This is a genomic window from Pseudomonas sp. JUb42 (assembly GCF_024807945.1).
Taxonomy (GTDB): Bacteria; Pseudomonadota; Gammaproteobacteria; order Pseudomonadales; family Pseudomonadaceae; genus Aquipseudomonas.
Genome location: NZ_JANUFD010000007.1, coordinates 323878 through 338900, shown reverse-complemented (window position 1 = coordinate 338900; position 15023 = coordinate 323878). Strand labels below are relative to the sequence as shown.

Annotated in this window: 9 protein-coding genes; 6 read left to right on the top strand and 3 right to left on the bottom strand. The window is 60.2% G+C overall.

Features of this window, described 5'->3' with window-relative positions:
* Window positions 1-293: 293 nt before the first annotated feature.
* The 4 genes from aceE (at window position 294) to msrA (ending at window position 8740) form a co-directional block, all read left to right on the top strand.
* Entirely contained in the window at window positions 294-2939 is a 2646-nt protein-coding gene (gene aceE, locus M2401_RS16335) for a pyruvate dehydrogenase (acetyl-transferring), homodimeric type (RefSeq protein ID WP_259104378.1), read from the top strand.
* Window positions 2940-3107: 168 nt separating this feature from the next.
* The gene (gene aceF, locus M2401_RS16330) at window positions 3108-4748 is read left to right on the top strand and encodes a dihydrolipoyllysine-residue acetyltransferase (protein WP_259104377.1); all 1641 of its coding nucleotides are present in this window, start codon (window positions 3108-3110) and stop codon (window positions 4746-4748) included.
* A 437-nt stretch (window positions 4749-5185) separates the two neighbouring features.
* Window positions 5186-7879: a bifunctional diguanylate cyclase/phosphodiesterase gene (locus tag M2401_RS16325; RefSeq protein ID WP_259104376.1), complete on the top strand. Its 2694-nt coding sequence runs from the start codon at window positions 5186-5188 to the stop codon at window positions 7877-7879.
* A gap of 198 nt (window positions 7880-8077) precedes the next feature.
* On the top strand, window positions 8078-8740 hold the full coding sequence (gene msrA, locus M2401_RS16320) for a peptide-methionine (S)-S-oxide reductase MsrA (protein ID WP_259104375.1): 663 nt from the start codon (window positions 8078-8080) through the stop codon (window positions 8738-8740).
* A gap of 222 nt (window positions 8741-8962) precedes the next feature.
* Here the strand turns inward: msrA and M2401_RS16315 are convergent, their stop codons facing one another.
* Window positions 8963-9802, bottom strand: coding sequence for a 23S rRNA (adenine(2030)-N(6))-methyltransferase RlmJ (locus M2401_RS16315; protein ID WP_259104374.1), 840 nt, complete (start codon window positions 9800-9802; stop codon window positions 8963-8965).
* Window positions 9803-10191: 389 nt separating this feature from the next.
* Here M2401_RS16315 and M2401_RS16310 point away from each other — a divergent pair, with 389 nt between their 5' ends.
* Entirely contained in the window at window positions 10192-10452 is a 261-nt protein-coding gene (locus M2401_RS16310; RefSeq protein WP_259104373.1) for a hypothetical protein, read from the top strand.
* A 91-nt stretch (window positions 10453-10543) separates the two neighbouring features.
* On the opposite strand, the gene M2401_RS16305 is transcribed toward M2401_RS16310, so the two are convergent.
* Window positions 10544-11650 (bottom strand): GlxA family transcriptional regulator, encoded by a 1107-nt coding sequence (locus M2401_RS16305; protein WP_259104372.1) that lies wholly within the window; start codon window positions 11648-11650, stop codon window positions 10544-10546.
* Window positions 11651-12177: 527 nt separating this feature from the next.
* A complete protein-coding gene (locus M2401_RS16300; RefSeq protein ID WP_259104371.1) occupies window positions 12178-13554 on the bottom strand; it encodes an L-serine ammonia-lyase in 1377 nt (458 codons plus the stop codon).
* A gap of 479 nt (window positions 13555-14033) precedes the next feature.
* On the opposite strand from M2401_RS16300, the gene M2401_RS16295 reads away from it, so the two are divergent.
* On the top strand, window positions 14034-14978 hold the full coding sequence (locus tag M2401_RS16295; RefSeq protein ID WP_259104369.1) for a choline ABC transporter substrate-binding protein: 945 nt from the start codon (window positions 14034-14036) through the stop codon (window positions 14976-14978).
* Window positions 14979-15023 lie beyond the last annotated feature (45 nt).

The window sequence follows — 15023 nt, the reverse complement described above, 5'->3', positions numbered from 1 at the left end:
TTGCTGAAAAACCGAATTTGGCAGCACCCAGTATTAATTTTTTATTAATTGCGAACCATTTCAACCAACGGTAACGTTTTTCTTCACAAGCGGACAGGAGCTTTTACAGCGTTTCTCTGTAGTTTTACTACTGACCACAGTTTTCGAAAGGCTGAAATGGTCGACGATTTGTAGTAAAACTACACGACGCCGGTACAACCTCCGGTCATCCAAGAATTTATGTCGTCTGCCCACAAGGCCAGTCGCAAACTCAGGCAACCGATTCTGGAAGCCTTTCCGCCCTGGAGCAAGCCATGCAAGACCTCGATCCCGTCGAAACCCAGGAATGGCTGGACGCCCTGGAATCGGTTCTCGACAAAGAAGGCGAAGACCGTGCTCACTACCTGATGACCCGTATGGGTGAGCTCGCCACCAGAAGTGGCTCGCAACTCCCTTACGCCATCACCACGCCGTACCGCAATACGATTCCTGTCACCCACGAAGCACGCATGCCTGGCGACCTGTTCATGGAACGCCGCATTCGCTCGCTGGTGCGCTGGAACGCATTGGCCATGGTCGTCAAGACCAACCTGAACGACCCGGATCTGGGCGGCCACATCTCCAGCTTCGCCTCCAGCGCCACGCTGTATGACATCGGCTTCAACTACTTCTTCCAGGCCCCGACCGACGAACACGGCGGCGACTTGATCTACTTCCAGGGTCACGCATCGCCAGGCGTCTACGCCCGTGCGTTCATGGAAGGCCGCATCACCGAAGAGCAGATGAACAACTTCCGTCAGGAAGTCGACGGCAAAGGCCTGTCGTCTTACCCACACCCGTGGCTGATGAAAGATTTCTGGCAGTTCCCGACCGTTTCCATGGGGCTGGGCCCGATCCAGGCGATCTACCAGGCGCGCTTCATGAAGTACCTGGAACATCGCGGCTACATTCCGGAAGGCAAGCAGAAAGTCTGGTGCTTCCTGGGTGACGGCGAAACCGACGAACCGGAATCCCTGGGCGCCATCGCCCTGGCCGGTCGTGAAAAACTCGACAACCTGATCTTCGTCATCAACTGCAACCTGCAGCGCCTCGACGGCCCGGTTCGCGGCAACGGCAAGATCATCCAGGAACTCGAAGGCGTGTTCCGTGGCGCTCAGTGGAACGTCACCAAAGTGGTCTGGGGCCGTCATTGGGACTCCCTGCTGGCAAAAGACGTCGACGGCATCCTGCAACGTCGCATGGACGAAGTGATCGACGGCGAGTACCAGAACTACAAAGCCAAGGACGGCGCGTTCGTACGTGAACACTTCTTCAACTCGCCTGAACTCAAGGCGATGGTTGCTGATTTGTCCGACGACGAGATCTGGAAGCTCAACCGCGGTGGCCACGACCCGTACAAAATGTACGCGGCCTACCACCAGGCCGTTAACCACAAGGGTCAACCGACTGTTGTCCTGGCCAAGACCATCAAGGGTTATGGCACCGGCGCCGGTGAAGCGAAGAACACCGCGCACAACACCAAGAAAGTCGACGTCGACAGCCTGCGCAGCTTCCGTGACCGTTTCGACATTCCGGTGTCCGAAGCCGACCTGGAAAAACTGCCGTTCTTCAAACCAGAAGAAGGCAGCGCCGAAGCCCGCTACCTGAGCGAGCGTCGCGCCGCCCTGGGTGGTTTCGTGCCACAGCGTCGCGCTTCCAGCTTCAGCCTGCCGACCCCGCCACTGGAAACCCTCAAGGCAATCCTTGACGGCACTGGCGACCGTGAAATCTCCACCACCATGGCTTTCGTGCGGATCCTCTCGCAACTGGTCAAGGACAAGGAAGTCGGTCAGCGCATCGTTCCGATCATCCCGGACGAAGCCCGTACCTTCGGTATGGAAGGCATGTTCCGCCAACTGGGCATCTACTCCTCCGTCGGCCAGCTCTACGAGCCAGTCGATAAAGAGCAAGTGATGTTCTACCGCGAGGACAAGAAGGGCCAGATCCTCGAAGAAGGCATCAACGAAGCGGGCGCCATGTCCTCCTTCATCGCTGCCGGTACCTCGTACAGCAGCCACAACCAGCCGATGATCCCGTTCTACATCTTCTATTCGATGTTCGGGTTCCAGCGTATTGGTGACCTGGCCTGGGCCGCTGGCGACAGCCGCACACGTGGTTTCCTGGTCGGCGGTACTGCCGGTCGCACCACGCTCAACGGCGAAGGCCTGCAACACGAAGACGGTCACAGCCACCTGCTGGCCTCGACCATCCCGAACTGCCGCACCTACGATCCAACCTACGGCTATGAGCTGGCGGTGATCATCCAGGACGGCATGAAGAAGATGTTCGAAGAGCAACAGGACGTTTTCTACTACCTGACCGTGATGAACGAGTCCTACGTACAACCTGCCATGCCGGCCGGTGTCGAGGCCGCCATCGTCAAGGGCATGTACCTGCTCGAAGAAGACACAAAGGAAGCGGCGCACCACGTCCAGTTGCTGGGCTCGGGCACCATCCTGCGTGAAGTTCGCGAAGCGGCGAAAATCCTGCGTGAGCAATTCAACGTTGGCGCTGACGTCTGGAGCGTTACCAGCTTCAACGAACTGCGTCGCGACGGTCTGGCTGTAGAGCGCAACAACCGCCTGCACCCTGGCCAGAAGCCAGCGCTGAGCTACGTTGAAGAGTGCTTGGGCGGCCGTAAAGGTCCGGTGATTGCATCGACCGACTACATGAAACTGTTCGCTGACCAGATCCGTCAGTGGGTTCCGACCAAGGAATACAAAGTCCTGGGCACTGACGGTTTCGGCCGCAGCGACAGCCGCAAGAAACTGCGTCACTTCTTCGAAGTGGACCGCAACTTCATCGTGCTGGCCGCCCTCGAAGCCTTGGCCGACCGTGGCGACATCGAACCTAAAGTAGTGGCGGAAGCCATCACCAAGTTCGGCATCGACCCGGAAAAACGCAACCCACTGGACTGCTAAGAGTCTGGTCAACATCGCATAACGCGCGGCCACAAGGGCGCAAGACAGCCGAACGATGCGGAATTTCCCCAGATTTTTACGGGGTCATGAGCATCCCAAGCTGTCTTGTTGCAACTACCCTCAGGCAGTGCAGCCGAGAATGAACAGGTTCTCCGAAGGAGAGACATTGTGAGTGAACTGATTCGTGTACCCGACATCGGCAACGGTGAAGGTGAAGTCATTGAGTTGATGGTCAAGGTCGGTGATCGCATCGAAGCTGACCAGAGCGTCCTGACGCTTGAATCGGACAAGGCCAGCATGGAAATCCCTGCGCCCAAGTCCGGTGTCATCAAGGCCATGAAGGTCAAGCTGGGCGATCGCCTGAAAGAAGGCGACGAGCTGTTCGAACTGGAAGTGGAAGGCGAAGCCGCCGCTGCTCCAGCCGCTGCCGCCGCCCCGGCTCCTGCTGCCGCCGCACCTGCTGCTGATCCGGCTCCGGCCGCTGCGCCTGCTCCGGCTGCCGCACCTGCTGCTGCCACCGTGCAGGACATCCATGTGCCGGATATCGGCTCGTCCGGCAAGGCCAAGATCATCGAACTGATGGTCAAGGTCGGCGACAGCATCGAAGCCGATCAATCCCTGATCACCCTGGAATCCGACAAAGCCTCGATGGAGATCCCGTCTCCAGCAGCGGGCGTGGTCGAGAGCATCAGCGTCAAGCTCGAAGACGAAGTCGGTACTGGCGACCTGATCCTGCAACTGAAAGTCGCGGGCGCAGCGCCAGCAGCCGCTCCGGCTGCTGCGGCTCCTGCACCGGCCGCCGCGCCTGCGGCAAAAGCTGAAGCACCAGCCGCTCCGGCCGCTGCAGCTGCGGCACCTGTTGCAGCACCTGCTGCTCCGGCCAAAGACGGCGCCAAGGTCCACGCTGGCCCGGCAGTACGCCAGCTGGCTCGTGAGTTCGGCGTCGAGCTGAGCGCAGTCACGGCTACCGGCCCGCACGGTCGCGTGCTCAAGGAAGACGTGCAGGTTTACGTCAAGGCCATGATGCACAAGGCCAAGGAAGCTCCAGCCGCTGGCGGCGCCAGCGGCGGCATGGGCATCCAGCCGATTCCGGAAGTCGACTTCAGCCGTTTCGGCGAAATCGAAGAAGTGCCGATGACGCGCCTGATGCAACTGGGCGCCACCGGCCTGCACCGCAGCTGGCTGAACATTCCGCACGTCACGCAATTCGACCAGGCCGACATCACCGACCTGGAAGCCTTCCGCGTCGCGCAGAAAGCCGTTGCCGAAAAAGCCGGCGTCAAGCTGACCATCCTGCCGTTGCTGCTGAAATCCTGCGCCTTCCTGCTCAAGGAACTGCCGGACTTCAACGCTTCTCTGGCTCCGAGCGGCAAAGCGATCATCCGCAAGAAATACGTGAACATCGGCTTCGCCGTTGACACCCCGGACGGTCTGCTGGTCCCGGTGATCAAAGACGTCGACAAGAAAAGCCTGCTGGAACTGGCCGCCGAAGCCGCTGTACTGGCCGAGAAAGCCCGTACCAAGAAGCTGTCGGCCAATGAAATGCAGGGTGCCTGCTTCACCATCTCCAGTCTCGGCCACATTGGCGGCACCGGCTTCACGCCGATCGTCAACGCGCCGGAAGTGGCGATCCTGGGTGTGTCCAAGGCCACCATGCAGCCAGTATGGGACGGCAAAGCCTTCCAGCCGAAGCTGATGCTGCCGCTGTCGCTGTCCTACGATCACCGCGTCATCAACGGCGCCGCCGCCGCACGCTTCACCAAGCGTCTGAGCGACCTGCTGGCTGATATCCGTACGATCCTGTTGTAAGCGCAATACCTGTTGTCGCAGATGCAAATGTGGGAGCGAATTCATTCGCGAAAGGGCCAGTACATTCGACACATACCTGTCGCCTGGACCGCCGTCTTCCCGGATGAATCCGGTCCCACAGGATTTGCGCCGATTACGGAGACGCCTCACTGTTTCACCGAGCTGCCACGCTCGAACCTCAACCCCGCCGTCTGGCGGGGCTTTTTTTTGCCTCGAATATTACTGCGACAAATCGCCGCCATTACTCATGGAGGCCTTATGCCATCAGCGTTCCGACCAACTGCGCTCCAGATCCGGCACAAATGGCCGACACATTTATAGCACTGAGCCATTGCGCCGACTTGTCAGCCCGCTCCGCATGATGCAACCTTGCCACACGCGACCTCGAAACGGGCTTACGCCCTCGCGCGACCAGAATTCCGAAAGCGAGTTTCTTCATGAAAAGCCAACCCGATGCAGCCGGAAGAACGGCTGCCGAGGTAGTGACGCAACTGCCGGTGCCCTCGCGCCTCGGCATGCTGCGTTTCGAACGGCTGAATGAAGCCAATTGGGCCTTGTTGTACCTGGACCCCAACTGCGAAAAGCAGTTCGGCATGCCCGCCGTCGAGCTTTGCGCTCTGGTCGGTTCGCCCTACGCCAGCCTCATGGAACCCGAAGCTCGTTATGCCCAGCACGACGCCGTGCAGCTGCAACTGGCCACCGCCCCCTATTACCTGGTCCGTTACACCCTGCACACCACTAGAGGCCCGCTGGGCATCCTGGAAATCGGCGAAGGCTATAAACAGCACAACCGCGAGTTGCTGCGTGGCTACCTGATCGTCGTCGATGAATTGTTTGACACCAGCGTCGCCAATGGCGAGCCGGATCTGGAAACCCAGAACAACCGTCTGCAGATCGCCCTGGAACTCAATCAGCGCGCGCAACAGGAACAGCTCGAGCACCTGGAGCGCGTACGCGCCCAGCAGGGCCTGATCCTGCGTCTGGCACGTCATCGCTACAGCACTGATGATCCGGTGCAGGAAGCCGCGCGACTGATCACCAAGAGCGCCTGCCAGATCTACAACATCGCCGGCGCCAGGGTGTGGAACCTCAACGGTCAGATGCTGGAGCCGATTGCCGGCTTCAGCCTCGCCAGCGGCGAATACCATGTCGCCGAGCCCATCGATGTCAGCCACTACCCTTCCTATCTGGAAGCGCTGCACAACAGCCGCGCCATCGACGCCAACGATTTCGAGCACGACCCGCGCACCCGGGAAATCGCCCACGGCCTGACGCCCAGCGACACCAGCGCCATTCTCGATGCCAGCATTCGTATCGACGGCCAGGTGGTCGGCGTACTCTGCCTGGAGCAGAAAGGCCTGCCGCGCCCTTGGCATTCGGATGAAATCGCCTTTGCCGGTGAGCTGGCCGACCACTTCGCCCAAGTCATCAACAACCGTAACCGGCGCAGCGCCACCAGTGCCCTGCATCTGTTCCAGCGTGCGGTCGAGCAAAGCGCCAACGCCTTTTTGCTGGTCAACTGCGACGGCGTGGTCGAGTACGTCAACCCAAGCTTTACCGCGATCACCCAGTACAGCACCGATGAAGTCCACGGCCACAAGCTCTCCGAGCTGCCGGCCCTGGAAAACCTCAGTGAGCTGCTGCTCGACGCCAACTCCAGCCTGAGCACCAGCAACAGCTGGCAAGGCGAGTTCAAGAGCCGCCGCAAGAACCTGGAACCCTACTGGGGCCAGCTGTCGATCTCCAAGGTCTATGGCGACAATCGCGAGCTGACCCACTACATCGGCATCTACGAAGACATCACCCAGAGCAAGCTCGCGCAGCAGCGCATCGAACGCCTGGCCTACACCGATAACCTGACCAATCTGGGCAACCGCCCGGCGTTCATCCGCAATCTCGACGAGCGTTTCGCCCGGGATGCCGATACGCCCATGAGCCTGCTGTTGGTCGACATCGACAACTTCAAGCGCATCAACGACAGCCTCGGCCACCAGACCGGCGACAAACTGCTGATCAGCCTGGCCCGGCGCCTGCGCAACAGCCTCAGCTCCACCGACGTGCTGGCGCGCTTTGCCAGTAACGAATTCGCTGTGTTGCTGGACCACACTGGCCCCGACGCTGGCCAACGCATCGCCAGCCAGGTGCTGATGACTCTCGACAAACCCATGTTCGTCGACAACCAGCTGATCAGCGTCACCGGCTCGGTGGGCCTGGCCTGCGCGCCGTTGCATGGTCGCGACCCGCAGACCCTGATGCGCAACGCCGGTCTGGCCTTGCACAAGGCCAAGGCCAACGGCAAGCATCAGGTCCAGGTCTTCACCGAAGCCCTCAACGCCGAAGCCAGCTACAAGCTGTTCGTCGAGAACAACCTGCGCCGCGCCCTGACCCAGAACGAACTGGAAGTCTTCTATCAGCCCAAGCTGTGCCTGCTCACCGGCCGCCTGCTGGGCATGGAAGCATTGCTGCGCTGGAACCATCCGGAAAAGGGCATGATACGTCCGGACCAATTCATCAGCGTGGCCGAAGAAACCGGCCTGATCATCCCGATCGGCAAATGGGTCGCCCGGGAGTCCTGCCGCATGAGCAAGGCCCTGACCGCCGCCGGTTTCGGCAACCTGCAGGTAGCGATCAACGTTTCCCCGAAACAGTTCTCCGACCCGGAGCTGGTGGCCTCGATTGCCGCCATTCTCAAGGAAGAAAAACTCGACCCGTCGCTGCTTGAGCTTGAGCTGACCGAAGGCCTGCTGCTCGAAGCCACCGAAGACACCCGCCAGCAACTCGACTCGCTGAAGAAACTCGGCCTGTCCCTGGCCATGGACGACTTCGGTACCGGCTACTCGTCGTTCAGCTACCTGAAGAAATTCCCCATCGACGTGATCAAGATCGACCGCAGCTTCATCCGTGATATTCCGGATGATCAGGACGATATGGAAATCACCTCGGCGGTCATCGCCATGGCCCACAACCTCAAGCTCAAGGTCGTCGCCGAAGGTATCGAAACCGCCGCCCAGCTGGCCTTCCTGCGCCGCCATCGCTGCGATGTCGGCCAGGGCTACCTGTTCGACCGACCGATCCCCGGCGAAGAACTGATCGAGAAACTGCGCCGCTATCCACGCGGGCCGTCGGACTGACCGCTTTCCCGTATCCGGATATTTCGGGCAAACTACCCCTCTCTTGATTGTGGGAGCGAATTCATTCGCGAATAGGCCTGTGCATCTGATACATCCTCAGCGCCTAAAATACCGCTTTCGCGGATGAATCCGCTCCCACAAAGTCAGCTTCAGCATATGTCATTCGTCCAGACCACCACCCCACAGAGGAAATGGTTCATGGCCCTGCGTTCGGAAATTCTTGTGAACAAAAACGTCCTGCCCACCAAAGAACAAGCACTACCGGGCCGCGAAACCCCGATGTCCCTGCCGGAAACCCATTTCGTCAACGGCAACCCGCTGCTCGGCCCGTTCTCTGCCAACGTCGATTTCGCCATTTTCGGCCTCGGCTGCTTCTGGGGTGCGGAACGGCGCTTCTGGCAGAAAGACGGCGTGGTCAGCACCGTGGTCGGCTATGCCGGTGGCTTCACGCCGAACCCGACCTACGACGAAGTCTGCTCGGGCCTGACCGGTCATAGCGAAGTGGTATTGGTGGTCTACGAGCCGGAAATCATCAGCTACAACGAACTGCTGGCCATGTTCTGGGAACTGCACAACCCGACCCAGGGTATGCGCCAGGGCAATGACATCGGCACCCAGTACCGCTCGGTGATCTACTGCACCACGCCGGAACAACTCGACGCCGCCAAGGCCAGCGCCGCGGTGTACCAGGCCGAACTGAGCAAAGCCGGGCTCGGCGAGATCACCACCGAAATCGACCAGGCCCCAACCGTCTTCTTTGCCGAGGCCTACCACCAGCAATACCTGGCCAAGAACCCTCAGGGTTATTGCGGCATTGGCGGAACGGGTGTGTGCATGCCGCCGAGCCTGGCGGGGAACTGACAGGCACCGATCAAGCGGCGCCATATGATGGCGTGAATTGTGGGAGCGAATTCATTCGCGAAGGCGGTGCTCCGGGCGATGAAGATGCGGCGAATGTACCGGCCTCTTCGCGAATGAATTCGCTCCCACAAGATTTGCTCCTGCCTCGGTTAGTGTTTGCTGCATGACAGCGCGGCGTCGTAGACGGGGCGGGATCTCCTACAGGTAAAGACCGGCTTCACGCTACTCAGCAATCAACCAATCCATCGTCCAGCCACCCTTGGTCTGGCCCAGTTTCTGCGCCAGATACGGCATCAGCTCGCGCAACTCTTCCTCAAGCCCCCAAGGCGGGTTGGCGATGGCCAGGCCTGAGCCGTTGAGGCTGGCCGGGGTATCGAGTGGATGCACATGCAGCTCCACCCGCAGCAACTTCGGCGCGCCGGTTTCGGCCAGGTCCTGATAGAAACGCTTGAGCAGACGCTGATCCTTGACCGGATACCAGATCGCCGCCACGGTCTGACGCATACGGCCGATGGCCTCTTTCAGGGCCACGGAGCAGCGCTTCATTTCATCAAGCTGTTCGAACGGCGGGTCGATCAACATCACCGCACGCTTCTCGGCCACCGGCAGCAAGGCCCGTGGCACATGCCAGCCTTCGCCCAGATGCACGGCCACGCGGCGGTCGCCCTTCATGTTGTCTTTAAGCAGTTGCCCGTCTTCCGGGTGCTTTTCGTTGAGCAACACACGGTCCTGGGAGCGGGTCAGGCGCCGGGCCAGTTCCGGGGAGCCGGGGTAATAACGCAGGCTGTCTTCCTTGCGATTCATGCGGCGCAGCACGTTCATGTAGTCGGCGGCCAGCTCCGGCAGGTCGTCGGCGTCCCACAGGCGGCCGATACCCTCGATCCACTCCCCGGTGCGCGTGGCCTGATCGCCTTGCAGGTCATACAGCCCAAGGCCCGCATGGGTGTCGATATAAGCGAATGGCTGTTCCTTGCGCGCCATCAGGGCGATCAGGCGGGACAGAATCAGGTGTTTGAACACATCGGCGTGGTTGCCGGCGTGGAAGGCGTGACGGTAATTCATGGCGACTCCTGCAAGGCCCGGCAGTTTAGCAAAACCCGGCGGCGGCAGAGCAGACACATTCGTCAACATTTTCCCGGAGTAAGGCTCGGCTGTCAGGCCCAAGTGTTTGCAGCAGTGGTTTTCATAAATGTCCGGGCAAAAAAACGCCCCGGTCAAGCCGTCACAAAACCGGGGCTGGAGGTGTTGCCTGAGAAATCCACGCGGTGCAGAGGGTGACCAAACCATGCCCCGCGCTGGTGAGCGAAGCCAGTGTGCCCGCTGTACCGACAAGCGAGTTAGTCGAAAACGACATACCCATAGCCATCTCTGACATCTGCGGTTTTCGGGGTTGCTGACAGGACGTCGTACTACCAGAATCGAGACAAGCCCGATTGAAAGGAACAGCGCTCATGATGCATGTGGATTTGATTGACCAGGAAGACTTGATCAGCCAGCTGCGCTCCATTGGCTTCGAAATGCCGTCCGGCGCCACCGCTGAACAGGCTTGCGCCCAGGCCGTTTGCGGCCTGACCGCGGACCGCGCCACGGCGCTGCGGCGTATGGTCGAGCAGTTGCTGACCGGCAGCGCGACGATCCTGCCGGCGGTGCGCCAGGCGATTGATAAGGAGTTGTTGCCGGCTTTGGCGCATTACAAACAGCAGCATGGCTGATCCAGAGCTCCGCTGCTCCCTTATCTATCAGGAGGCACACGGATAGCCGGGAGCAGATCCATCTGCTCCCGCAATCATTAACTCGCCCTTCTTACAACCGCACACTCGCAAACGTCGACTCATTGCGCGCCTGACTCAGCGCCGACATCGGCCCGGACAGCGGCGCCAGAACCATGGCTTGCGGAATCGGCATCATCGCCACCTGTTGGGTGGTGTTGGAACCTACGCGCTCGTCACGCGGTGGAATGCCGAAGTATTCGCGGTAGCACTTGGAGAAGTGCGGCGTGGAGACGAAGCCGCAGACCGAAGCCACTTCGATGATCGACATCGGCGTTTGCTTGAGCAACTGCCGTGCACGGATCAGGCGCAGCTTGAGGTAGTAGCGCGACGGCGAGCAGTGCAGGTATTTCTGGAACAGGCGTTCGAGCTGACGACGCGAGACGGCGACGTACACCGCCAGTTCATCGAGGTCGATCGGTTCTTCCAGGTTGGCTTCCATCAGCGCCACGATTTCCTGCAGCTTCGGCTGGTTGGTGCCGAGCATGTGCTTGAGCGGCACGCGCTGGTGATCCTGTTCGTTACGAATACGCTCGTAGACGAACATCTCGGAGATCGCAGCCGACAGTTCGCGACCGTGATCGCGGCTGATCAGGTGCAGCATCATGTCCAGCGGCGCGGTGCCGCCGGAGCTGGTGAAGCGGTTACGGTCCAGGGTGAACAGACGGGTGCTCATGGCCACACGCGGGAAGGCTTCCTGCATCGACGCCAGGCATTCCCAGTGCACGCTGCAATCGAAGCCGTCGAGCAGGCCGGCACAGGCCAGCGCCCAACTACCGGTGCACACGGCACCCAGACGACGGGACTGACGCGCCTGGCTTTGCAGCCAGCTGACGTGTTCGCGGGTAACAGTGCGCTGAATGCCGACACCGCCACAGACGATCACGGTGTCCAGAGCCGGCGCCTTGTGCATCGAGGCGTCAGGGGTGATCTGCAGGCCGTCGCTGGCCCAGACTTGCCCGCCGTCCACGCTCAGGGTGGTCCAGCGATACAGCTCACGGCCCGACAACTGGTTGGCCATACGCAGAGGTTCGACCGCCGATGCGAGGGAGATCAGCGTGAAGTTATCCAGCAGCAGGAAGCCGATGGATTGTGGTGCGCGGTTCTGAGGCTGTTGAGCCCCTGCATTGAACGAAGTCATCACGTATCTCCTCACACAAAGCGGTTGTAGGCCCCAGGCTGGGCTCTTGTTTTATTGCCCTTCTCGTAACAGGGCTTTACACAATGCATCGCAATTGTCGTGCCTAAACTTGAATGTGCATTCAATAAACCCTGAAAACGACGTCGCGATGCGTCTAGTCAGCTGCGACCAGATGCAATCATTAGCGACCTATGGGATTTACAAGCCGTGTAAATGCTTGTGGGGTGAGCACTTCGGTAGCACTCGGGTGACGCGCCGGGCAGCGACTCGAAAGGGAGTGTCACTGCACTTCACGGGTGACGAGCGGCGTCAGGCGAGACCGCTGATTTCACTGTGACATTACGTAAAGCGCGCCAAAAGGTGGCGGGCGGATACAACGGTGTTCGAAGACGGAGCGCTCAACTTGTGGTCGCGAATTGTGGGAGCGAATTCATTCGCGAAGGCGCAAGTTCAGGCAACAGATTAGCGTCGAATGCACTGGCCTCTTCGCGAATGAATTCGCTCCCACTGAATTTATCTACAAACGATCAGCACTCCACCGCACTGACCGCCAAGCCACCCCGTGATGTCTCTTTGTACTTATCGTGCATGTCGGCGCCGGTATCGCGCATGGTGCGGATCACACGGTCCAGGGAGATAAAGTGCTGGCCGTCGCCGCGCAGGGCCATCTGCGCGGCGTTGATCGCCTTGACTGCGGCGATGGCGTTACGCTCGATGCACGGCACCTGCACCAGACCACCGACCGGGTCGCAGGTCAGGCCCAAGTTGTGTTCCAGACCAATTTCCGCAGCGTTACACAGTTGCTCAGGGGTCGCACCGAGGATATCGGCCAAACCGGCTGCCGCCATGGCGCAAGCCGAACCGACTTCACCCTGGCAGCCGACTTCGGCACCGGAGATGGACGCGTTCTTCTTGCACAGGATGCCCACCGCCGCCGCAGCGAGGAAGTAGTCGACCACATTGGCTTCGCTGACTTCATCGCTGAATTTGACGAAGTAATGCAGCACTGCCGGGATAATCCCGGCCGCGCCATTGGTTGGCGCGGTGACCATGCGCCCGCCGGCGGCGTTTTCTTCGTTGACCGCCAGGGCGAACAGGTTGACCCACTCCATGGCACTGAGGGTCGAGCCGATCACGTTGGGTTTGTTCAGTTCCTGCAGGCTGCGGTGCAGCTTGGCGGCACGGCGACGGACGTTTAGGCCACCGGGCAAAATGCCTTCATGCTTGAGGCCTTGCTCGACGCAATCCTGCATCGCATGCCAGAGCTTCATCAGGCCGCTGCGAATTTCATCTTCGCTACGCCACACCTTCTCGTTGGCCATCATCAGTTCCGACACGCGCAGGCCATGTTGCTGGCACAGGCGCAGGAGCTCTTCGGCGCTGGAGAAGTCGTAAGGCAGCACGGTGGTGTCCATGTCCAGTACACCGCTGGCGGCCTGGGCTTCATCGACGACGAAACCGCCGCCCACCGAGTAATAAGTGTCGCGATGCACTTCACCGCCCTCGCCTTCGGCAATCAGGGTCATGGCGTTGGGGTGGAATGGCAGGTTCTCGTCGAGCAGCAACATGTCGCGCTGCCAGACAAAAGGAATCGGCAGGCGGTTGTCGAGCAGCAAGGTGTCGGTTTCACGCAGGGTGGCGATGCGCAGGCCGATCTGCGATGGGTCGATGGCATCCGGCCACTCCCCCATCAGGCCCATGATCACTGCGCTGTCGCTGCCGTGACCGACGCCGGTGGCCGACAGCGAACCATACAGGCGCACTTCGATCCGTCGTACCGATGCCAGTCGCCCGCTGTCACGCAGGCCCTGGACGAACAGCGCGGCGGCGCGCATGGGTCCAACGGTGTGCGAGCTGGAGGGGCCGATGCCGATCTTGAACAGGTCGAAAACGCTGATAGCCATTGCTGATGAACCTCTGTGGTCGGAACTCCCGGCGCGCAAAGCAGCCGGCGACGGAGCTGCTACGCTGAGCCTCGCGTCCGTCGGAATGGCCGCATCATCGGGCTTTTGCCCTGCGTCACAACGTCTCACACCGACTCACTCATGCCCAGCAACGTCGCCCGTGACAGGGAGCGTCAAGCCATAGCGGTTTACGACAGGCGGGGGCCGCTTTTCGACTCAAAGGCGCTGGAAAACCAGCCTTGCCCCGGAGAAAAAATCTGTAAGCGACGTCACCAACACTGGATACGACCCCCTGTGTACTGGTTACGACCCCCCCTGTAGGCGTTTGATTTTCCCTGTTACATGATCGGTCCGACTCGATCGCCGGCGCAGTGATAGAGCTGTCGTGAAAAAGTGTCGCCACTTAGCTGCCACACCTAGAACCGCCACAGCCATCTGCGCTGATGACGAGAAGAAAACACCACAGGAGTCCACCACCCATGAAAGGTTCCCAATCACTGCTGCTGGCCGTAGCCCTCAGCCTGCCAGTCCTGGCACAGGCCGCCGAACCGGCGCAGTGCAGCACCGTTAACTTTTCCGATGTCGGCTGGACTGACATCACGGCCACTACCGCAGTGACCAGCGTGGTCCTTGAATCGCTCGGCTACAAAACCAAGACCACCATGATTTCCGTGCCGGTGACCTACAAGTCCCTCGCCGACGGCAAGAACATGGACGTGTTCCTGGGGAACTGGATGCCGACCATGGAAAACGACATCAAGGCTTACCGTGATGCCGGCACCGTGGAAACCGTGCGTACCAACCTGACGGGCGCCAAATACACCCTCGCAGTGCCACAGGCGCTGTACGACAAAGGCCTGCATGACTTTGCCGATATCGCCAAGTTCAAGAAGGAACTGGACGGCAAGATCTACGGCATCGAGCCGGGCAACGACGGCAACCGCCTGATCCAGAGCATGATCGACAAGAACGCCTTCGGCCTCAAAGACGCCGGCTTCAAGGTCGTCGAGTCCAGCGAAGCGGGCATGCTGTCCCAGGTTGATCGCGCCTCCAAACGCGACACCGACGTGGTCTTCCTCGGCTGGGCACCACACCCGATGAACAAGCGCTTCAAGATTCAATACCTGACTGGCGGCGATGACTTCTTCGGGGCCGATTTTGGCGCCGCGACCGTGGCGACCAACACCCGCAAGGGTTACACCACCGAATGCAGCAACGTCGGTCAACTGTTGAAAAACCTGGAATTCAACGTCGACATGGAAAGCTCGCTGATGGGCAACATCCTGGACGACAAGATGAAGCCTGAAGCTGCCGCCAAAGCCTGGCTCAAGCAGAACCCGAACACGCTGAAAACCTGGCTGGCCGGCGTTACCACCATCGACGGCAAGCCTGGTCTGGAGGCTGTCGAAGCCAAACTGAAGTAATCCGGATGACAGGCGGGTGCGCCCGCCTGCAGTCCTAATTTTCTC

Bases quoted from the DNA above. Each gene is read 5' to 3' on its own strand.
- M2401_RS16300 (WP_259104371.1), bottom strand. From the start codon at position 13,554: ATGGCTATCAGCGTTTTCGACCTGTTCAAGATCGGCATCGGCCCCTCC.
- M2401_RS16315 (WP_259104374.1), bottom strand. From the start codon at position 9,802: ATGAATTACCGTCACGCCTTCCACGCCGGCAACCACGCCGATGTGTTC.
- aceE (WP_259104378.1), top strand. From the start codon at position 294: ATGCAAGACCTCGATCCCGTCGAAACCCAGGAATGGCTGGACGCCCTG.
- M2401_RS16310 (WP_259104373.1), top strand. From the start codon at position 10,192: ATGATGCATGTGGATTTGATTGACCAGGAAGACTTGATCAGCCAGCTG.
- M2401_RS16305 (WP_259104372.1), bottom strand. From the start codon at position 11,650: ATGACTTCGTTCAATGCAGGGGCTCAACAGCCTCAGAACCGCGCACCA.
- M2401_RS16295 (WP_259104369.1), top strand. From the start codon at position 14,034: ATGAAAGGTTCCCAATCACTGCTGCTGGCCGTAGCCCTCAGCCTGCCA.
- M2401_RS16325 (WP_259104376.1), top strand. From the start codon at position 5,186: ATGAAAAGCCAACCCGATGCAGCCGGAAGAACGGCTGCCGAGGTAGTG.
- msrA (WP_259104375.1), top strand. From the start codon at position 8,078: ATGGCCCTGCGTTCGGAAATTCTTGTGAACAAAAACGTCCTGCCCACC.